Source organism: Flavobacterium enshiense, assembly GCF_022836875.1.
GTDB lineage: Bacteria > Bacteroidota > Bacteroidia > Flavobacteriales > Flavobacteriaceae > Flavobacterium > Flavobacterium enshiense_A.
In genome coordinates this window covers 82475-103611 of the sequence record NZ_CP090376.1, presented here as the reverse complement: position 1 = coordinate 103611, position 21137 = coordinate 82475, and the positions used below count along the sequence as shown (strand labels likewise).

Sequence of the window (21137 nt, the reverse complement as noted above, 5' to 3'; positions counted from 1 at the left end):
AAAGCCCAAATCGTTATCGATTTGGGCTTTTTTTGTAAAAAAAATCTTCATAAATTTTGGTTTGGGGATTGTTTTTATTAATCTTTGTTAAAAATCTAACAAAAAATAAAAATGAAAAAATTTTTCTGTTTATTCAGTGTTTTAGTATTGTTAATAAGTTCTTGTTCAGACAGTGATGGAGTTTCATCCGATTCAGGATTTAATGTAAATGGAACTAAATTAAAAAGAACGATAGCAAATTTAAATGGAGCTGCCGATGATTTTACTTATGATTATTTCTATAATGGAAACAGGATAACCAGAATAGTTTCGTCTGATGGGAGCTTTTTTAAATATACTTATACAGGTGAATTAATAACTAAGATTGAATTTTTCAAGAATAATGTTCTGAAATATGTCAATTTTCTTGAGTATGATGACAATAAGTTAATTACTCGAAAACAAATAAGGGATAATACAGGATATAAAGTTGTATATACTTATAATAATGATGGAACAATTTCAATTTCTGGTTATACCGGTGATTCGGTTAATCAAAACACACCTACCGATTTGAATAAAAAAGTTTTTTTTGTAAACGGATTGGTGAGTAAAATTGAAACTTATACGATTATTGACGGGAATTTAGAAACCCTCTTTACAAATTATACTTATGATACGGCAAACGATCCTACCAGTCTAATCTTGGGGTATGATAAATTAACTTTTTATGATGATGGGAATTTTCAAAATGGTCATAATTTAACTTCAATCACATATAGTAGTTCTGTTAATGATATTGTAGATGTAGATGATATAGTAAATGTTTACAATGCGGATAATTTTTTGTCAAAAAAGACAGCTGTAGATCTTTTGGATAATAATGGACCTCCTTTGATTTTTGAATATTTCTATGAGTAAGATTTTAGAATATTTTTTAAAAACCCAAAATCATTTCGATTTTGGGTTTTTGCTTTTAAAAATGTTGATAATCAATTATTTATAAATTCATTGTGATTTTACCACCTTTATAAGGTTATCTTTGGAGCCTTTCGGGAAAACATTTGAAATGATTAAGGCTGTTTTTAATAAGATTTTTACATAACTTACTGTGAATTAATCGATTAAAGTCAAAAAAAACCGTTAAAAAACATTTTTGTATATTTTTTTTTTCTTCTTTTGCTAAAGTTTAATCAAAAACTAGAAGATTTATGAAAAGACTTAGTGTTGTTTTGGGGATGGCTGCTATTGCGCTACTGGCATCGTGTTCTAACGATGAATTTGCTGATACTATAGATGATTCAAGTTCGGAAATGGATGGGAAATTAAATCCAAATGCAGTTTTGGTAAAGAGAATAGTTGCTACGACCAATAATGGAGGAAGTGTTACTACCGATAATTATTTTTATAGTGGGAGCAAACTGACTAAAGTTGTATCATCAGATGGGAGACAGGTCAGCTATATATATACAGGGAACCTAATTACGGAAAGAGATTATTATAATAGTAATGTTTTGAATTCTAAGGAACTGTATGAGTATAATGCAAACAACCAGCTTACTACTTATAAAAGAATAAATTCGTCTAACACGGTAACGTATAAAGCGGTATTCAGTTATAACAGCGACGGAACGGTTACTGTAAATGGCTATCGTGGAGATGTTGTCAGTTCGTCCAATCTAAAGGTAAACAGAAAGATTTTCTTATCAAACGGAAAAGTTTCCCGAATGGAGACCTACAGAACTGTTAACGGAAGCCCGGTTACAGAAGCTCATGATTATTCTTATGACGCTAAAAACTCACCTTTTAGAGGGATACTAGGGTTTGATAAACTGACATACCATGATGCTGCATTAAACGGCAATTTAAATAACGTTACTTCGATTGCCATCTCAGGAGTTTCTGCGGCAAATTCAGTTAACGATCAGATTCAGTACGCATATAACTCAAGTAATTATCCGGTAAGCGCAAGCAGAGGATCAGTAGTATTCCAATATTACTATTAATATAATTACTAAGTTTGTATAAATTAAACAAACTTAGCATGCACTTCAGAACCCAAATACCTATTCCGCAAAGTAATTTTCCAATAGATTATACTTCAAGGATAGTGTCTTTGGGTTCTTGTTTTGCTGAAAATATCGGAGATAAATTCAGTTATTTCAAATTTCAGCATACCGTTAATCCATTCGGGATTATTTTTAATCCGGTTTCTATTGAGAAAATAATCCGGAAAACGATTTCAGGCGAACGATTTTCCGAAGCAGATATTTTTTTTCATAACGACTTATGGCACTCTTTTGATGTGCATTCCGAGTTAAGCTCTTCTGATAAAGAAGCATTCCTGGAGCGACTCAATGCAACGGCCGAAGCATTCCGCAATCAGCTAATGCAGGCTACCCATGTTTCTCTTACTTTAGGGACGGCTTGGGTGTATCGCAATAACGATAGTGGTGAAATTGTGGCTAATTGCCACAAAGTACCTCAAAAGCAATTTGCAAAAGAGATTCTCTCCGTGGCTCAAATCGATGTAAGCCTACAAAACATAATTTCGTTGATTACTTCTGTCAACCCTAATTGTAAATTCATTTTTACTGTTTCGCCGGTAAGGCATATTAAAGATGGTTTTGTGGAAAATCAGCAGAGCAAATCGCATCTGATAACGGCTTTGCACACTGTCTTGCAAAAGGTGCAAAATCCGCAAAAGACTATTTATTTTCCCAGCTATGAAATCCTGATGGATGAACTTCGCGATTATCGTTTTTATGCTGATGACATGCTGCATCCCAATCAGGTGGGCATTGATTATATCTGGGAACGTTTTGTTCAGTCGATGGTTGCTGACTCATGCCGCCCAACAATGGACCAGGTGGATTCTATTCAAAAAGCATTGCAGCACAAGCCATTTAATCCGAATTCGGAACAACATCAGATTTTTTTAGAAAAACTCAATCAAAAGATTAGTAAATTAGTGGTTGAAAATCCGCTAATCCAATTTTAAAATGGCCAGTAATTCGTCTGAAGAAAACACTTTAAAAAATATGCTTGTGCCTTTGGGACAGATCATTGGCCGTGCCGGAAAACTTATCTGGCTGCTTATTTTTATTATTGTAGGTGTCGTGTTGTATAAATATTTCACTTCTGAAAAACCCACAGAAACCACCGAATACAATACTGATCTGATCGAACAGCAAATTAAAAATGTCGGGAAATTGGTTGTAACCGAAGGGCATTATTCTCAGGTGATGACCTATAAAGACCAACAGAAATACATGATGAATCTGCTTACTTTTGAGAAAAAAGCGCTCATCATAATCAATGCAGATGTGACAGTTGCCTATGATTTGAGCAAGGTGAAATATGACATCGATGAAAAAAACAAAACCATTACGATAGTAAGTATTCCGAAGGAGGAAATAAAAATCAGTCCGGACATTCAGTTTTATGATATCGATCAGAGTACGATGAACCCGTTTACCGGTGCTGATTACAATAAAATCAATAAAAAAGTGAAAGCAGATCTGGTTCGGAAAGTTGAAAAGTCAAAGCTGAAAAGCAATGCTGAAAACCGATTGGTAAGCGAACTGGCTAAAATTTTGATTCTGACCAATACGATGGGCTGGAAACTAGAGTATAAAAATCAGGTTATTCAAACGGAAAGTCAGTTGGGTAAAACCCTTAACTTATAATAGAAAATCCCTCATTGAGGGATTTTTTATTAATCGGCTGAAAGATTACAGCTTTCGTTGTAAACTTTCCCAGCCGCCACCATTTACAGCTTCAATGCCATTTTGTTTTAGAATGGAAGTCGCCTGCGCACTTCGCATCCCGGAACGACAACAGGCAATTACCGGTTTATTTAATTTTTTGATTTCTTCTATTTTTGATGCAAGTGTGTCGAGTGGAATATTTTTGGAACTTTGAATGTGTCCCGAAGCAAATTCACCCACAGTCCTCACATCGATAATCACGGCTCCTTTGGCAACAAATTCCTGAATAGAATCCGATTTGCTTCCTAATCCTAAAAATTCTAATAATCCCATATTGTATTAATTTTAAACAAATGTACGACCGGAAGCCGAATTAATTTGTAGCAAATGTTACCAAAGCTGAAATAAATTCTAATTTTACACCCGATGAAATCACACGACCGAAAAACCGAAATAATTGCCATTGCGGCCAAGCTTTTTAAAGAAAAAGGTTATAGCGCTGTGACCATGCGTGATATAGCACAAGCAATGGATATTAAAGCGGCCAGTTTGTACAATCATATTAAGTCCAAACAGGAAATTTTGGTGCTGATTATTATTGAAATTGCTGAGGAGTTTACCAAGGTGATGAATGAAATCATGTTGTCGACCGACACTTGTATTCAGAAAATTGAAAAAGTAATTCAACTGCATATCGATATTACGGTTCGTGATACTGACGCTCTGGCTTCCCTGAATTCTGACTGGATGCATTTGGCCGATGATGAGCTGGCATACTTCATCAAGATGCGTGAAGAATATGAAGAAAATTTCCGCAAAATAATACTGAAAGGAATTGCTGACGGTGAGTTGAAAGACCTGAATACCGAAGTAATTATTTTTTCACTACACTCCACTTTACGAACACTTTACCTTTGGTATGGCAGAAAAAAGGGCTTCAACGCGGCTGTTTTAAAATCAAATATGACGCAGGTCTTACTGCACGGGATTGTTTAGATATGATCCGTTTGTCGGTTTTGAATCCTACTTCTGTTAATATTTCCCATTAAATTCATTTTTTTAAATCATCGATGCGATATGTATCGAAATAATATTTAATTTTGCACTACAAACTAACATTTGTTAGTTAGAATTAACAGCTATTGCAATGAGTAAATTTCACAGTATAAAGGTTTCGGATATTTACAAAGAAACCAAAGATTGTTCAGTTATTGAGTTTGAAATTCCGGAAGAATTAAAACATGATTTTGTATTCAAACAAGGGCAACATCTTAATATAAGAACTTTGATTGACGGTGCTGAAGTGCGTCGTTCGTATTCCTTATGTTCCAGTCCGATAGAAAATAAATGGCAGGTGGCGGTTAAGCAAATGGACGGTGGATTGTTTTCAGGTTTTGTGAATGGCACTTTAAAAAAAGGAGATTTTCTTGAAGTAATGACGCCGAGCGGTGTGTTTTTCAAAGATGTTAATCCGAAAGTAGCGAAGAACTATGTTGTTTTTGCAGCCGGAAGCGGGATTACACCTATCCTTTCTATTATCAAAACACATTTGGCATTAGAGCCGGAAAGCACTTTTCAATTGTTTTATTTGAACAAAACGGTAAAATCAATTATCTTTAAGGAGGAAATTGAAGCATTGAAAAACAAGTACTTAGGTCGTTTTGAGCCGTTTTTCTTCCTAACCAAAGAACACCGCAATGTTGAGTTGTTCAATGGTCGTTTTTCGACAGAGAAATTACAAGTTCTTACTTCTAAAATCATTGATGTTCCATCGGTTGATGAATGTTTCATCTGCGGTCCTGAAGAAATGATTTTCCTGATTCGCGATGAAATGGTAGCTGCAGGTTTGCCAAAAGAAAAGATTCATTTTGAATTGTTCCATTCAGGAGGTTCTGAAGCAGACAAACAACGTACCAATCAGATTTTAGAGAAGAAAGTGGAAGGAACTGAAGTTACCATTATTGATGGTGGAAAAGAATTCCACTTCACTATGGAAGATGATTTCGACAATATACTTGACGGGGCATTGGCCGCTGGTGCCGATTTGCCGTTTGCCTGTAAAGGTGGTGTTTGCAGCACATGCAAATGTAAAGTCCTTGAAGGTACAGTGGAGATGAAAATCAACTATGCTTTGGATGAAAGCGAAGTGGCTAAAAATTATGTGTTAAGCTGTCAGGCTGTACCTACTTCCAAAAATGTAGTTGTTGATTTTGGTGTCTAACAGTAACGGAACGATATCAGTTTTTAACGATAAATAAAAATCTACTCCCGTTAGTTTCGGGACAAAAAGAATAAATGTTATGTCAGAACAGGAAATAAAAAACTTAGAGGAAATCTTCGATTTGCGCATTGCAAATGATGAGAAAATCGAGCCGAAAGACTGGATGCCGGAAAAATACCGTCAGACGCATATTCGTCAGATTTCACAGCACGCTCACTCTGAAATTGTGGGGATGTTGCCGGAAGGAAACTGGATTACACGAGCTCCTTCTTTGAGAAGAAAAGTGGCTTTGCTGGCAAAAGTTCAGGATGAAGCCGGACACGGTTTGTATTTGTACAGCGCCTGCGAAACCCTTGGTGTTTCCCGTGAAGAGTTGTATGAGCAATTGCATTCCGGTGCAGCAAAATATTCAAGTATTTTCAACTACCCAACAATAACTTGGGCTGATATGGGAGCTATCGGCTGGTTAGTGGATGGCGCAGCGATTATTAATCAGGTGCCATTGACAGCGACTTCTTACGGGCCTTATGCTCGTGCGATGGTACGTGTGTGTAAGGAAGAAAGTTTTCACCAGCGTCAGGGATTCGAAATCATGATGACGTTAGCCAACGGAACGCCGGAGCAGAAAGAAATGGCTCAGGACGCTCTAAACCGTTGGTGGTGGCCATCTTTGATGATGTTAGGTCCAACAGATGCAGCATCCGTTCACACCGAGCAGTCGATGAAATGGAAATTAAAGCGTAAAACAAACGACGAATTACGCCAGCAGTTTGTAGACCAGACTGTGCCACAAGCTGAATTAATCGGACTGACAATTCCTGATCCGGATCTGAAATGGAATGAAGAAACCAAACGTTACGACTTCGGTCCATTGGATTGGGATGAATTCTGGCAAGTGGTAAAAGGACACGGACCTTGTAACAAAAAACGAATTTCCGACAGAGTGAATGCCTGGGAAAACGGGAAATGGGTGCGTGATGCTGCCATGGCTTATGCCGAAAAACAAGAAGCAAAGAAATTAGAACAAGCAATATAAATCAGTTATAAGTTATGAGTTTTGAATTATTCAGAAACTCATAACTCATAACTCATAACTCATAATTATGAAAAATTGGCCACTTTGGGAAGTATTTATAAGAAGTAAAAACGGATTGGAACATCGTCATTGCGGAAGTCTTCACGCCAGTGATGCTACAATGGCTCTGGAAAACGCACGTGATGTTTATACAAGAAGAAACGAGGGTGTAAGTATCTGGGTTGTTCCTTCAGCTCAAATTACAGCTTCAGATCCGGATGACAGTTCTGAATTATTCGAACCGGCAAAAGACAAAGCTTACCGTCACCCTACTTTTTACGAACTGCCAGACGAACTAAAACATATGTAGCATATTGCCCTGCAAGGTTTTCAAAACTTTGTAGGTCTTAATAAATATTCAAATGAATAACAATTTAATTCAATACATATACGGGATTGCAGACAATGCTCTGATTTTAGGTCAGCGCCTTGGTGAACTTTGCGGTCACGGTCCGAGTTTGGAAACCGATATCGCAATGACCAACATGGCTTTGGATTTGTTGGGACAAACCCGTAGTTACTATCAGTACGCTGCCAAATTAGTTGGTGAAAACGCGACTGAAGACACCATTGCTTTTTTACGCAGAGAAAGAGAGTACAAGAATGTATTGTTGGTAGAGCAGCCTAACACGGATTTTGCTTATTCTATCGCCAGACAATTTTTGTTTGATATTTTCCATCTTTCGCTTTTGGAAGAATTGAAAAACAGCAAAGACGAAACATTGGCGGCAATTGCTGAAAAAGGAATCAAAGAAGTGAGTTATCATACTCGTTTTTCTTCCGATTGGATTCGTCGTTTAGGTGACGGAACTGCGGAAAGTCATGATAGAATCCAAGCTGCCATTAACGATTTATGGGTGTACACCGATGAATTGTTCCATCAGACAGATCCCGATAAAGCTATGGTTGCCGAAAATATCGGTGTGGATACAACCAAACTGAAAGAGGCTTATTATAAAAAAGTAAGCGCTGTTTTGGAAGAATCGACCTTAAATACTCCTGTTATGGAATATTTCCAAAAAGGAGGAAAACAAGGTATCCACAGCGAACATATGGGATATTTGTTAGCCGATATGCAATACATGCAGCGCGCTTATCCTAATATGAACTGGTAAAAGGATTTCCTTTTTTAGCTTACATTATGACGGAACAACTTCAACATATCGATAAAAAACTACTGGATATTCTGGCTTCGGTTTCGGATCCTGAAATTCCTGTGCTTTCTATTATGGATATGGGAGTGGTACGTGCTGTAAATATTGAAAATGACATCATTGAAATAGCAATTACGCCTACTTACAGCGGCTGCCCTGCCATGGATGCGATCGGTGATGATATCAAAAAAGCATTCAGGGAAAAAGGGATGGAAGCGAAAGTGAGCTTAGTACTTTCACCTGCCTGGACTACCGACTGGATCACTCCGAAAGGAAGGGCCGAGCTGGAGAAATACGGTATCGCTGCTCCGTTAAGTGCGGAAGCGGATAAGGAAGCATTGCTGGGCAATAAGAAGTTGGTTAAATGTCCGCAGTGCGGTTCGTTTAACACAAAACTAATTAGCCAATTTGGTTCGACGGCCTGCAAGGCACTGTTTCAGTGTCAGGACTGTCTGGAGCCGTTTGACTATTTTAAATGTTTAAAATAAAAACAACCCGCAGGGTTTTCCCTGTGGGTTTTTAAATAAAATTAGGTATGAGCTCAAACTCAATTGAGGTAAAGATTGAAAATAATGTTGCGTGGATTGCACTCAACAGACCTGAGGTATTCAACAGTTTCAACAGAGAAATGGCTTTGTCGGTTCAGGATACACTTGAAAATTGCGCTGCCGACTCAAATGTCCGCGCCATCGTACTTACCGGAAACGGAAAAGCATTCTGCGCCGGACAGGACTTAAAAGAAGTAACAACACCGGAGATCAATCCGGGATTCAGAAGAATACTTGAGGAACACTACAATCCGATTATCCAAAAAATCCGAAACATCGAAAAACCAATTGTGGCTGCCGTAAACGGTGTTGCTGCCGGTGCGGGAGCCAATATTGCTTTGGCTTGTGATATCGTTGTGGCGGTAGAATCGGCGAGTTTTATTCAGGCTTTCAGTAAAATCGGTTTGGTTCCGGACAGTGCTGGGACTTTTTTCCTACCACGATTAATCGGTTTTCAAAAAGCATCGGCTTTAATGATGTTGGGTGATAAAGTTTCTGCCGAAGAAGCCATGAGCCTTGGAATGGTTTACAAAGTTTTTTCTGCCGATTCTTTCGAAGCCGAGGTGAAGAAAATAGCCGAAAATTTAGCGCAGATGCCAACTAAAGCATTAGGTCTGACAAAAAGACTGCTAAATCAATCGATGACGAATTCACTGGAAGAACAATTGGCATTGGAAAGCGATTTGCAGATTGAAGCCAGCTCTTCAGACGATTACAGTGAAGGCGTAACCGCATTCGTAGAAAAAAGAAAACCGGAATTTAAAGGAAATTAATTCAGAACGTTAGACTTCTTAGATTGTTAGAATATTAGACATTTCGAAAAGTCTAAGAAAGTCTAAGAAAGTCTAAGAAGGTCTAAGAAGGTCTAAGAAAGTCTAAAAATATAAATGAAGAAAGTAGCAGTTATAGGCTCAGGAACGATGGGAAGCGGTATTGCACAAGTGGCGGCCACAGCCGGATGTTCCGTAAAATTATATGATACCAATCAGGAGGCGCTTTCCAAAAGCAAAGCCAGCCTTAAAAATACCTTATCCAAATTAGTGGAAAAAGGAAAAATTGACGACGCAGAGAAATCAAGAATTCTAAACGCAACTTCGTATGTAACCACATTACAGGATTTATCGGATTCTGATTTGGTTATCGAAGCTATCGTCGAAAATCTGGACATTAAGCGAAAATTATTTTCAGAATTGGAAACTTTAGTTTCTGCGGAAACGGTTTTGGCTTCCAACACTTCGTCATTATCTATCGCATCCATCGCCGCTTCATGCCAAAAGCCGGAACGCGTTATCGGAATTCACTTTTTCAACCCCGCAGCATTAATGCAACTGGTTGAGGTAATTCCTGCGGTTCAGACAAGTGCTGAGGTACTTCAGAAAACAACACAAACGATTTCCGACTGGAAAAAAGTAGTGGCAGTAGCTAAAGATACACCTGGATTTATCGTGAACCGCGTGGCTCGTCCATTCTACAGCGAGGCTTTACGCGTTTATGAAGAAGGGTATGCTGATTTTGCCACTATCGACTGGAGCATGAAAACAATAGGAGGTTTCCGTATGGGGCCTTTCGAACTGATGGATTTCATCGGACATGACGTGAATTACACCGTTACAGAAACGGTTTTCACTTCGTTCTATTTTGACCCGAGATACAAACCGTCATTCACACAGAAAAGATTGACCGAAGCCGGATTCTTAGGAAGAAAATCGGGTAGAGGTTTTTATAATTACAGCGTGGAAATGCCGCAGCCAACAGAAGATACAACGTTGGCCAAAACCATTTTCGACCGCGTAATCGTAATGTTGATTAATGAAGCCGCCGATGCGTTCTTCTTAAACATCGCTTCAGCCAAAGATATTGACAACGCCATGACCAAAGGAGTGAATTATCCAAAAGGATTATTGGCTTGGGCAAACGAATTGGGAATCCAGTGGTGTGTTGAAAAATTAGACGAACTGTACGGCGAATACCACGAAGACCGTTACCGCTGCAGTCCGGTTTTACGCAAAATGAACAGAGAAAACAAAGTATTTGAAGTGTAATGAAAACGGAAGAAATAGTAAATTCCAACTCGAAAATGCAAGGAGAAAAAATACCTTTTAAAATGCTTTCCCTGGATCCGTTCAGTCAGTGGCTCGGAATCGAAATTCTGGAATGCGAAATCGGGAATTGTAAAGTAGGTATGACCGTCCGCAAAGAAATGCTCAACAGTATGGGCAAGGCACATGGCGGAATAGCCTACTCGTTAGCAGATACCGCTTTCGGGTTTACCGCGAATACCAACGGAAGGTTTGCCGTTTCCATCGAGACCTCGATTAACCACATCGAAGCCCTGGAAGAAGGCGATTACATCGTTGCCGAAGCCAGTCTGGAAAGCTTAAAGAATAAACTGGCCTTCTACATCGTGGAGGTGAAAAAAGGAGACATTTTGGTGGCGCTTTTTAAAGGGGTTGCCTACCGTACTCCGAAAGAATGGGAAGAATAAATTTTTTCGGGAGCGAATGTCACGATAGCTATCGGGACGGCATTTGGAAACGAATTGAATAGAAATTAGAGTTTTAAAAGAACATAAAATATAATAGACGGTGGTTTTATCTGCTGTCTGCAATCTGAAAATGGAAGCATATATCATAGACGGAGTACGTACTCCAATCGGAAGTTATCAGGGAACCCTAGCGTCGGTGCGCCCGGATGATTTAGGGGCTTTGGTAATCAAAGCGGTAACAGAAAAAAATCCAAACATTCCAACCGACGCCTATGACGACGTTATCATGGGATGTGCCAACCAGGCAGGAGAAGACAACCGTAACGTAGCACGCATGTCTTTATTGTTGGCGGGATTGCCCTACACTGTTCCGGGAGAAACCGTAAACCGTTTGTGCAGTTCAGGTCTTTCGGCGATTATCGGCGCGAACCGTGCGATCAAAGCCGGAGACGGACACGTTTTTATCGCAGGTGGAATTGAAAACATGACTCGCGGACCTTTAGTGGTGTCAAAACCGTCTGCCGCTTTTGGAACCGACAGTAAAATGTACGACAGCAGCTTCGGATGGCGTTTTATCAACCCGAAAATGCATGCTATGTTCGGTACGGATGCCATGGGAGAAACAGCCGAAAACCTTGTTGAGAAATATGCTATTTCCAGAGAAGATCAGGACGCTTTTGCATTAAATAGCCAACAAAAAGCCACTGCAGCTCAAAATTCAGGGCGATTGGCAAAAGAAATCGTAACTGTTGAAATTCCGCAGCGAAAAGGAGATCCTATCCAGTTCTCCAAGGATGAGTTTGTTAAACCTTCTACTTCGATGGATGGCTTAGCAAAATTACGTCCGGCTTTCAAAAAAGACGGAAGCGTAACAGCCGGAAATGCATCAGGATTGAACGATGGTGCGGCTGCGACAATCATTGCTTCAGAAGAAGCGGTTAAGAAATACAACTTAAAACCGTTAGCCCGAATCGTAAGTTCAGCCGTAGTAGGTGTAGAACCGAGAATCATGGGTATCGGACCGGTGGATGCGACCAAAAAAGCGCTTGAAAAAGCGGGCCTTACTTTGGATCAAATCGACATTATAGAATTAAATGAGGCTTTCGCTTCGCAAAGTATCGCTTGCATCCGTGAATTGGGATTAAAGGACGATGATCCGAGAATCAATCCTAATGGAGGTGCTATCGCTATCGGGCATCCTCTGGGTGTAACCGGAGCAAGAATCGCTTATTCCGCGGCATTGGAATTACAGCTTACAGGAAAACGTTATGCTTTAATTACCATGTGTATTGGAGTAGGACAAGGGTACGCAGTAATTATTGAAAGAGTTTAAAAAAACAAACTTAGCGTCCCGATAGCTATCGGGATTGCGGTTAAACAAAATAGGTATGAGCAAAATAGAAAATTACATTTTAGGAAATTGGGCAACCGGTTCCGGAGAAGGTGTTCCGTTATTTGACTCGGTAACCGGGGAAATCATCGGTAATGCTTCTACTCAAGGGATAGATTTTGCCGAAGTGCTTCATTACGGAAGAACCAAAGGAGGCGAAAAACTTCGTAAAATGACCTTCCAGGAACGTGGAAACATGATAAAAAGCCTGGCGATGTATTTAAACAAACGTAAGGAGTATTTTTACGAAATAAGTTACAGAACCGGTGCAACCCGTGTGGACAGCTGGATTGACATTGAAGGAGGTTTCGGAAACTTGTTTGCGAATGCTTCATTACGAAAATTATTTCCAAACCAACCCTACCATGTAGAGGGAGATCCAATCGATTTGTCACGCGGCGGCCGATTCATGGCGCATCACATCCTTGTTCCGAAAAGAGGGGTGGCGGTACACATCAACGCTTTCAACTTCCCGATTTGGGGAATGCTGGAAAAATGTGCTGTTAACTGGATGGCGGGAGTCCCTGCAGTGGTAAAACCTGCGACGTCAACTTCGTATTTAACGGAAGCTGTTGTTCGCGAAATCATTAAATCCAATATTTTGCCTGAAGGTGCACTGCAATTAATTTGCGGATCGGCTCATACATTAATCGATTCCATTGAAAGTCAGGATGTCGTTACCTTTACGGGTTCTGCAACTACCGGACGCATGTTGAAATCGCATCCGAGAATTATCAGCGAAGCGGTTCCGTTCAATATGGAAGCCGACTCGTTAAATGCTTCCATCTTGGGAGAAGATGCGGTTCCGGGTACTCCTGAATTCGATTTGTTCATCAGTCAGGCACGAAGCGAAATTACCGTGAAGTGCGGACAAAAATGTACGGCTATCCGTCGTATGATCGTTCCTGAAAACTTAGTGGAGGATGTTCAGATCGCGCTTGGAAAAGCATTGGATAAAGTAACCATCGGAGATCCGAGACTTAAAGAGGTTCGCATGGGATCCTTGGTAAGCAAAGACCAGGTGGAGGAAGTGAAAAACAGGGTGAAAGAAATTGCCAGAACGGCTTCGGTCGTTTATGGTGATTTAGATAAATTAGACCTTATTGGCGCCGATGCTAAGGGTGCTTTCATTAGCCCGATGTTGCTTCGTGAGGATAACCCGTTTGAAAATCTTACGGTTCACGAAACAGAGGCTTTCGGTCCGGTTTCAACCATAATGCCATATAAGAATTTAGACGAAGCTATTGAATTGGCCCAAATGGGTAAAGGTTCCTTGGTTTCTTCTATCGTAACGAACTCTGATGAAATTGCGAAAGATTATGTAATCAATGCGGCTACTCACCACGGAAGAATCTTAGTGTTGAACAGAGAGAATGCGAAACAAAGCACCGGACACGGTTCGCCGCTGCCTTTATTGGTTCACGGTGGTCCTGGACGTGCAGGAGGAGGAGAAGAAATGGGAGGCGTACGCGGAATCAAGCATTACATGCAGCGTTGTGCCGTTCAGGGTTCTCCAACCACACTTACTGAAATCACAGGCATTTATCAGCCAAATTCAAAATATAAAGAGACGCCACAACATCCGTTCCAATATCATTGGGAGGATATTCAGCCTGGTATGTCGCTTAAAACACATAAACGTACGGTTACCGATACCGATATCATCAATTTCGCAAACTTAACGTGGGATCATTTCTATGCGCACACCGATATCACTTCTTTGAAAGGAAGTATTTTCGAAAAACGTACGGCGCACGGGTACTTCATCTTGGCGGCTGCAGCGGGATTGTTCGTATATCCGAACAAAGGACCGGTAGCGGCAAATTACGGTTTGGAAGAGTGCCGTTTCGTTCGTCCGATTTACCACAACGATACCATTTACGTTCGTTTAACGTGTAAGCAGAAAATAGAGCGCGACAGCGTAGGAAAAGAATTGCCTTGCGGAATCGTGAAATGGTTCGTGGAAGTGTTCGACCAAAACGACGAATTAGTGGCTATTGCTACGATCCTGACGATGGTTCAGAAGAAATCACCGTTCGTACAGATAAACAGAAGCAACATCGAAAACTACTTGGCAAAATTAAACGAAAACGCTACGGCGAAGTGGGGAATGATGAAGCCTCAGCACATGGTGGAGCACCTGGAGAAATCCTTGCGAATTGCCTCAGGTGAAATTCAGGATTTCGAAATCGCCACGCCTGCAGAACATTTGGCAAAAGTGAACGAAATGGTTTTCAATCATAAGCCGATGCCGAAAGATTTCAAACATCCGTTGATGGAAAAAGAAAGCACCGATGTTTTGATTCATGCTGATTTGGCTACTGCAAAGCAAAAATTGATCGAAGCTTACGATGCTTTTGAATTGTATTTCAAGGAAAATCCGGAAGCAACAACCAAAAACGCCGTATTCGGAATCATGGACAAATTCGAGTGGGATTTACTGAACGTAAAACATTTTAACCATCATTTTGAACAATTCGGAATTTTGTAAAAGTTATTAGAAGCTATTCCCGCTATCCGTTGCAATCTTTTCTTTGTTAAAGGAAAAAAGAAAAGGATTTCCACTTTTATCGGGGCTAAAAAAATAAACATTAATGGACGCATACGTAAAACACGACATACAAAACGGAATCGCTAGAATAGAGTTTTTCCACCCGGAACAGAATTCCTTGCCGGGAACTATTTTAGCACAATTGGCTGAAACCATTACCACTGTTGGAAATAAAGATGAGGTAAAAGTAATTATTCTAAAAAGTGGTGGCGACAGAACGTTCTGTGCCGGAGCCAGTTTTAAAGAATTAATCACCATTAACGATGAGCAGACCGGGAAAGTGTTTTTCTCAGGTTTTGCCAACGTAATCAACGCAATGCGCAAGTGTCCGAAATTCATCATCGGAAGAATTCAGGGCAAAACCGTAGGCGGGGGAGTAGGTATTGCCGCTTCAACTGACTACTGCATGGCGACTCAATTCGCAGCGGTAAAACTAAGCGAACTGAACGTTGGTATCGGTCCGTTTGTGGTTAGCCCTGCTATAGAAAGAAAAATGGGAGTTTCAGCCATGTCGCAAATCGCTATCGATGCGAATACTTTCTATGAGGCTTCATGGGCCAAAGAGAAGGGATTATATGCGAACGTATTTGAAAGTATTGAAGCAATGGATGAAGCGGTTCAGAAGTTTGCAGAGCATCTGTGTACGTACAATCCGGAAGCGATGATGGAAATGAAGAAAATCTTTTGGAGAGGTACAGACGACTGGGATACGTTATTGGCCGAAAGAGCGGCCATCAGCGGAAGATTGGTGTTGTCTGACTTTACGAAAGAAACGTTGAAGAAGTTTAAATAAAAGAAAATAGGGAATAGAGAAAAGATAATAGACAAAACCGAAAAGTCTTTTCTCCATGTTCTTACATCTATATTCTAAAAAATATGATTTACGAATTCAAAGGTTTTATACCGGTTGTCCACGAAAGCAGTTTTATCCATCCGCAGGCTGCGGTTACGGGTAACGTGATTATTGGAAAAGATGTATATGTTGGTCCTGGAGCTGCCATCCGTGGTGACTGGGGTGAGATTATAATCGAAGACGGTTGCAACATACAGGAGAACTGCACGATTCATATGTTTCCGGGCAAAAGCATGGTGCTGAAAGCCGGAGCGCATATTGGTCACGGAGCCATTATTCACGGCGCCAATATCGGCGCCAACTGTCTAATTGGAATGAATGCGGTGATTATGGATAATGTGGAATTGGGCGATGAATGTATCGTAGGTGCGTTGTCCTTTATCAAAGCCGATACGAAGATTCCTAACCGAAAAATGGTTGTTGGAAATCCCGCAACGATTATCAAAGACGTGAGCGATGAAATGATTGCGTGGAAAACAAAAGGGACGGCTTTGTACCAGCAACTTCCTGCCGAATGTCACGAGACGTTAAGAGCTGTAGAACCTTTGCGTGAAATTCCGGAGAATCGTCCAACTCAGGAAGCGTTTTATAAAACATTAAATGAATTTAAGAAAAAGTAAGCAGTATTCAGTCGCAGTATCCAGTATCTGTGCGACTGAAAACTGCGACTGAAAACTATAAAAAATGTCAATAGTAGAGTTCAAAATGCCCAAGATGGGTGAAAGTATTTCGGAAGCGACAATCATCAACTGGCTGAAAAATGTCGGTGATACGGTTGAAGCCGAAGAAACCCTGCTGGAAGTGGCTACCGACAAAGTGGATAGTGAAGTTCCTGCTCCTTGTTCGGGTGTTATTACCGAAATTCGTTATCAAAAAGATGATGTGGTGGCCGTAGGAGAAGTGCTGGCGTTGATTGCGTCGGACGGGGCATCGGAAGTGAAAACCCAAAAGACGGAAGCGGTAAAAGTAAATGCGCCAAAGCCGTCGGTTTCTCAAACTGAAAGTGCGCTAAAACCGGTACAATTAAAAAGCAATCCGGACGCATTTTTGTCTCCGCTTATCATCAGCATTGCACAGAAAGAAAATCTGTCATTGGAAGAAGTGCAAAGTATTCCGGGTTCGGGTGCAGAAGGAAGAATCCAGAAAAGTGATGTCTTCAACTATCTGAAAACTCGTAAATATCCGCTTCAGCGCAACCCGCAATTCACAGCTCCAAGCGCACCGGCTTCGACTTATCCGAAACCGGTAATCAATTATGTGGAGGGCAAAGATCGTATTGAGGAAATGGACCGCATGCGTAAGATGATTGCCGACCACATGGTATATTCGAAACAGACGTCGCCTCATGTAACGTCATATATCGAAGTGGATGTGACCAATCTGGTGAACTGGAGAAATGAAATGAAAGACAAATTCCAGGAAAAATACAACGAGAAGTTAACCTTCACGCCGATTTTCGTGGACGCGGTAGCGAAAGCGATTCAGGATTTCCCGATGATCAATGTTTCGGTTGACGAGAAAAAAATCATCGTTCACAATGATATCAATATTGGAATGGCGACGGCATTGCCAAGCGGCAACCTGATTGTTCCCGTGGTTAGAAATGCCAATGAGAAGAGCTTATCCGAATTGGCTTCGTCCGTAAATCATTTGGCGGAAAGTGCACGAAACAACAAACTGAAGCCGGATGAGGTGCAGGGAAGTACCTTCACCATTTCGAATGTGGGAACTTTCGGAAGTTTGATGGGAACTCCTATTATCAACCAACCTGAAGTTGCCATATTGGCGCTCGGAATCATTAAAAAACGTCCGGAAGTCATTACTACTTCTAAAGGTGATGAAATCGCCATCCGAAGCATGATGTACTTATCGCTGTCATTCGACCATCGAGTGGTAGACGGTTTCCTGGGAGGATCCTTCTTGAGAAGAGTCGGCGATTATTTAGAGAAATTTGACAGCAACACAGCAATATAAAACAAGAAAAAAACAGACTATGTCTTACAATATAAAAATCAATCAAGTTCAGTCCTCAAAAGTTAGCGAAGTGGATATCAACAACATCGCGATGGGGAATGCTTTTACGGATCACATGTTTATTTGTGACTATGAAAACGGAGCGTGGATTAATCCGAGAATCGAACCTTTAACATCGATTCCAACGCATCCTGCTGCTATGGCCTTGCATTACGGGCAAGCGATTTTCGAAGGAATGAAAGCGACTTTAGGTAAGGATAATGTGCCTTTGTTGTTCCGTCCGATCGAAAATGCAAAGCGTTTGAATTTCAGTGCGGACAGAATGGGAATGCCATCGTTTCCGGAAGATTTGTTCGTGGAATCGTTAAAGCAATTGGTAGCCCTTGAAAAAAACTGGATACCATCCGAAGAAGGAGCTGCTTTGTATCTGCGTCCTTTCATGTATGCTGACGAAGCGTTCATCGGAATGCGTGCTGCGACGAGATATAAGTTTATCGTAATTGCATCCCCTGCCGGACCGTTTTTCAGTAAACCAATCAAATTGTATGCGGAAACAAAATACATCCGTGCCGCAATAGGAGGAACAGGAGAAGCAAAAGCTGCCGGAAATTATGCGGGCGCAATCCGTCCGACGGAAATAGCGAAAGCAAAAGGATACGATCAGGTGCTTTGGTTGGATGCTAATGAATTCGAATACATCCAAGAAGTAGGCACGATGAATGTTTTCTTTAAAATAGGAGGAAAATTCATTACACCGGATTTAAGCGGTTCTATCTTGGCCGGAATTACGAGAATGTCTGTGATTGATGTACTTCGTTATAAAGGATTCGAGGTGACAGAAAGACCGATCAAAATCTCTGAAATTATTGAAGCATCTCAAAACGGTACGTTGGAAGAAGCTTTTGGAGCAGGAACAGCAGTAGGAATTGCGATGATTGAAGAAATCGGATATAAAGACATGAAAATAAATTTCCCGAAAGCGAATCCGGTTTCTCACGATGTAAATGATACGTTAAATGCGATCAAAACTCAGAAAACGGTAGATAAATTCGGTTGGATAGTACCGGCGGTTACAACTGCCCTTAGTAAATAATGCTGAAGAAAGAAACAATGAATACGATTGATATGCCAGTACTTGTAGATAAATCAACCCTTAAAAAAGCATTTTCAACCATGGCTGCTGCCAAAGCAATGGCCACTTTGTATGAAGATAATTTTAAGGTGGTTTCTAAATATGTTCACGCAACTTCCCGAGGTCATGAAGCGATTCAGATTGCGGTCGGGATGCAATTATTGCCACAGGATTACGCTTTTCCTTATTACCGTGACGATGCGATGATGTTGGGAATCGGGATGCAGCCTTATGATATGATGTTGCAGCTGATGGCAAAAAAAGATGATCCTTTTTCGGGAGGAAGAACCTATTACTGTCACCCGAGTTTGCGCGATGCGGACAAGCCTAAAATTCCACATCAGTCTTCTGCGACAGGGATGCAGGCGATTCCTGCAACGGGTGCGGCGATGGGATTTTGGTATAAAGAAAATGTAGGTCTTGACGATACGACTGTAAATGAAAAACCGGTTGTGGTTTGCTCACTTGGAGATGCATCGGTAACCGAAGGTGAAATTGCAGAAGCCTTCCAGATGGCGGCATTAAAGCAATTGCCTATTTTATATTTAGTACAGGATAACGGATGGGATATTTCAGCGAATGCAGCAGAAACCCGTGCGCAAAATGCATTTGAATATGCTAAAGGATTCCACGGCATTGAAGCAATTACAATTGACGGAGCTAATTTCACCGAAAGTTATTTGGCGATTCAAAAAGTGCTCAAAACGATACGTGAAGAACGCCGACCGTTTTTGGTTCATGCTAAAGTTCCATTGTTGAACCACCACACGTCGGGCGTTCGAATGGAATGGTACCGTGATGATTTGGAGGAAGCACATTCGAGAGATCCGTATCCGGTTTTATTGAAGCAGATGATCGATGCTGAATTCACATTGGATGAAATCGCAGAAATCGAACATGCGGCTACAGAGAAAGTTAAAAGAGATTACGAAAAAGCCTTAAAAGCAGAAGATCCGAAACCGGAAGATTTATTCACGCACGATTTTGCTCCGACTCCTATTACAGAGGAAGCAGGCGAAAGAAATCCGGAACGTGAAGACAAAGTGGTAATGGTGGATTGCGCTTTGTTTGCCGTTGAAGAACTGATGCGAAAACATAAGGAATGCCTTTTATACGGTCAAGACGTTGGAGGACGACTAGGCGGAGTTTTCAGAGAAGCGGCTACGTTGGCTCAAAAATTTGGGGACGAACGTGTGTTTAATACCCCGATTCAAGAAGCTTTCATTGTAGGTTCTACTGTGGGAATGTCGGCCGTTGGTTTAAAACCGATTGTTGAGGTTCAGTTTGCTGATTACATTTGGCCGGGACTGAATCAGTTGTTTACCGAGGTTAGCCGTTCATGTTATTTGTCTAACGGTAAATGGCCGGTGAGCATGATTTTGCGCGTGCCAATAGGTGCTTACGGAAGTGGCGGACCTTACCACTCTTCTTCAGTGGAAAGTGTATTGGCTAATATTCGCGGTATCAAAATCGCATATCCAAGTAATGGTGCCGATTTGAAAGGATTATTGAAAGCAGCATATTACGACCCGAATCCGGTAGTAATTTTAGAGCATAAAGGTTTGTATTGGTCAAAGGTGAAAGGAACCGATGAAGCGCGTACAAATGAGCCGAGCGAGGATTATGTTTTACCTTTCGGAAAAGCGAATGTCGTTCAGGAGATCTGGGAACAGGAAACCAAAGAAACTATTTCTGTGATTACTTACGGAATGGGAGTGCACTGGGCTTTGAATGCTTCTTCGAAAATCAAGGATCAGGTGGAAATTATCGATTTAAGAACGATAAATCCATTGGATGAAGAAACGATTCTTAAATCGGTTAAAAAGACCAAAAAATGTCTTGTAGTAACGGAAGAATCCATCAATAATTCTTTTGCAAGAAGCTTGGCCGGAATGATTCAGGAGAAATGTTTCAAATATCTTGATGCGCCGGTAATGACGATTGGTTCGGAAAATATGCCTGCCATTCCGTTAAACAGCGTTTTGGAGCAGACCATGATTCCTTCTGCCGAAAAAGTAAAAGCGAAAATAGAAGAGTTGTTAGCGTACTAATACTTTTCAACATA

Annotated in this window: 21 protein-coding genes; 20 read left to right on the top strand and 1 reads right to left on the bottom strand. The window is 40.8% G+C overall.

All coding sequences use genetic code 11. The features are described from left to right. The first annotated feature begins 111 nt into the window (after positions 1–111). From LZF87_RS00465 to LZF87_RS00450, 4 genes are all read left to right on the top strand, one after another. Positions 112–900, top strand: a complete 789-nt coding sequence (locus tag LZF87_RS00465; protein ID WP_244340203.1) for a hypothetical protein — start codon at positions 112–114, stop codon at positions 898–900. Positions 901–1190: 290 nt separating this feature from the next. Then, a complete protein-coding gene (locus LZF87_RS00460) occupies positions 1191–1985 on the top strand; it encodes a hypothetical protein (RefSeq protein WP_244340202.1) in 795 nt (264 codons plus the stop codon). A 38-nt stretch (positions 1986–2023) separates the two neighbouring features. Then, positions 2024–2980, top strand: a complete 957-nt coding sequence (locus LZF87_RS00455; protein WP_244340201.1) for a GSCFA domain-containing protein — start codon at positions 2024–2026, stop codon at positions 2978–2980. 40 nt (positions 2981–3020) lie between these two features. After that, the gene (locus tag LZF87_RS00450) at positions 3021–3668 is read left to right on the top strand and encodes a DUF4230 domain-containing protein (protein WP_244343836.1); all 648 of its coding nucleotides are present in this window, start codon (positions 3021–3023) and stop codon (positions 3666–3668) included. 45 nt (positions 3669–3713) lie between these two features. On the opposite strand, the gene LZF87_RS00445 is transcribed toward LZF87_RS00450, so the two are convergent. Continuing rightward, positions 3714–4022: a rhodanese-like domain-containing protein gene (locus tag LZF87_RS00445; protein WP_244340200.1), complete on the bottom strand. Its 309-nt coding sequence runs from the start codon at positions 4020–4022 to the stop codon at positions 3714–3716. A gap of 93 nt (positions 4023–4115) precedes the next feature. Between LZF87_RS00445 and LZF87_RS00440 the strand changes: the two genes are divergently transcribed. The 16 genes from LZF87_RS00440 (at position 4116) to LZF87_RS00365 (ending at position 21123) form a co-directional block, all read left to right on the top strand. Further along, positions 4116–4685, top strand: coding sequence for a TetR/AcrR family transcriptional regulator (locus LZF87_RS00440; protein ID WP_244340199.1), 570 nt, complete (start codon positions 4116–4118; stop codon positions 4683–4685). Between the two features lie 151 nt (positions 4686–4836). Further along, entirely contained in the window at positions 4837–5910 is a 1074-nt protein-coding gene (gene paaE, locus LZF87_RS00435; RefSeq protein WP_244340198.1) for a 1,2-phenylacetyl-CoA epoxidase subunit PaaE, read from the top strand. Positions 5911–5989: 79 nt separating this feature from the next. After that, a complete protein-coding gene (gene paaA / locus LZF87_RS00430) occupies positions 5990–6946 on the top strand; it encodes a 1,2-phenylacetyl-CoA epoxidase subunit PaaA (protein ID WP_244340197.1) in 957 nt (318 codons plus the stop codon). 64 nt (positions 6947–7010) lie between these two features. Next, positions 7011–7295: a 1,2-phenylacetyl-CoA epoxidase subunit PaaB gene (paaB, locus tag LZF87_RS00425; RefSeq protein ID WP_244343835.1), complete on the top strand. Its 285-nt coding sequence runs from the start codon at positions 7011–7013 to the stop codon at positions 7293–7295. A 52-nt stretch (positions 7296–7347) separates the two neighbouring features. Next, positions 7348–8100, top strand: coding sequence for a 1,2-phenylacetyl-CoA epoxidase subunit PaaC (gene paaC, locus LZF87_RS00420; protein ID WP_244340196.1), 753 nt, complete (start codon positions 7348–7350; stop codon positions 8098–8100). A gap of 26 nt (positions 8101–8126) precedes the next feature. Beyond that, positions 8127–8627, top strand: coding sequence for a 1,2-phenylacetyl-CoA epoxidase subunit PaaD (gene paaD / locus LZF87_RS00415; RefSeq protein ID WP_244340195.1), 501 nt, complete (start codon positions 8127–8129; stop codon positions 8625–8627). 47 nt (positions 8628–8674) lie between these two features. Then, positions 8675–9460 carry an enoyl-CoA hydratase-related protein gene (locus LZF87_RS00410; protein ID WP_244340194.1) on the top strand — a complete coding sequence of 262 codons (786 nt, stop codon included), beginning with the start codon at positions 8675–8677 and terminating at the stop codon, positions 9458–9460. Positions 9461–9574: 114 nt separating this feature from the next. Beyond that, positions 9575–10729 (top strand): 3-hydroxyacyl-CoA dehydrogenase NAD-binding domain-containing protein, encoded by a 1155-nt coding sequence (locus LZF87_RS00405; RefSeq protein ID WP_244340193.1) that lies wholly within the window; start codon positions 9575–9577, stop codon positions 10727–10729. A 35-nt stretch (positions 10730–10764) separates the two neighbouring features. Continuing rightward, on the top strand, positions 10765–11172 hold the full coding sequence (locus tag LZF87_RS00400; protein WP_244343834.1) for a PaaI family thioesterase: 408 nt from the start codon (positions 10765–10767) through the stop codon (positions 11170–11172). Positions 11173–11302: 130 nt separating this feature from the next. Further along, the gene (pcaF, locus tag LZF87_RS00395; protein ID WP_244340192.1) at positions 11303–12505 is read left to right on the top strand and encodes a 3-oxoadipyl-CoA thiolase; all 1203 of its coding nucleotides are present in this window, start codon (positions 11303–11305) and stop codon (positions 12503–12505) included. Between the two features lie 55 nt (positions 12506–12560). Beyond that, complete coding sequence (paaZ, locus tag LZF87_RS00390) at positions 12561–15053, top strand: phenylacetic acid degradation bifunctional protein PaaZ (protein WP_244340191.1); 2493 nt, start codon at positions 12561–12563, stop codon at positions 15051–15053. Positions 15054–15156: 103 nt separating this feature from the next. Beyond that, complete coding sequence (locus tag LZF87_RS00385; RefSeq protein WP_244340190.1) at positions 15157–15906, top strand: enoyl-CoA hydratase/isomerase family protein; 750 nt, start codon at positions 15157–15159, stop codon at positions 15904–15906. Between the two features lie 83 nt (positions 15907–15989). Beyond that, the gene (locus LZF87_RS00380) at positions 15990–16586 is read left to right on the top strand and encodes a transferase hexapeptide repeat family protein (RefSeq protein ID WP_244340189.1); all 597 of its coding nucleotides are present in this window, start codon (positions 15990–15992) and stop codon (positions 16584–16586) included. Positions 16587–16650: 64 nt separating this feature from the next. Then, positions 16651–17940 (top strand): dihydrolipoamide acetyltransferase family protein, encoded by a 1290-nt coding sequence (locus tag LZF87_RS00375; RefSeq protein ID WP_244340188.1) that lies wholly within the window; start codon positions 16651–16653, stop codon positions 17938–17940. Between the two features lie 19 nt (positions 17941–17959). Beyond that, positions 17960–19033, top strand: coding sequence for a branched-chain amino acid aminotransferase (locus LZF87_RS00370; protein WP_244340187.1), 1074 nt, complete (start codon positions 17960–17962; stop codon positions 19031–19033). Further along, complete coding sequence (locus LZF87_RS00365; protein ID WP_413614292.1) at positions 19033–21123, top strand: alpha-ketoacid dehydrogenase subunit alpha/beta; 2091 nt, start codon at positions 19033–19035, stop codon at positions 21121–21123. Before LZF87_RS00370 ends, LZF87_RS00365 begins: the two co-directional genes overlap by 1 nt. Positions 21124–21137: the final 14 nt, after the last annotated feature.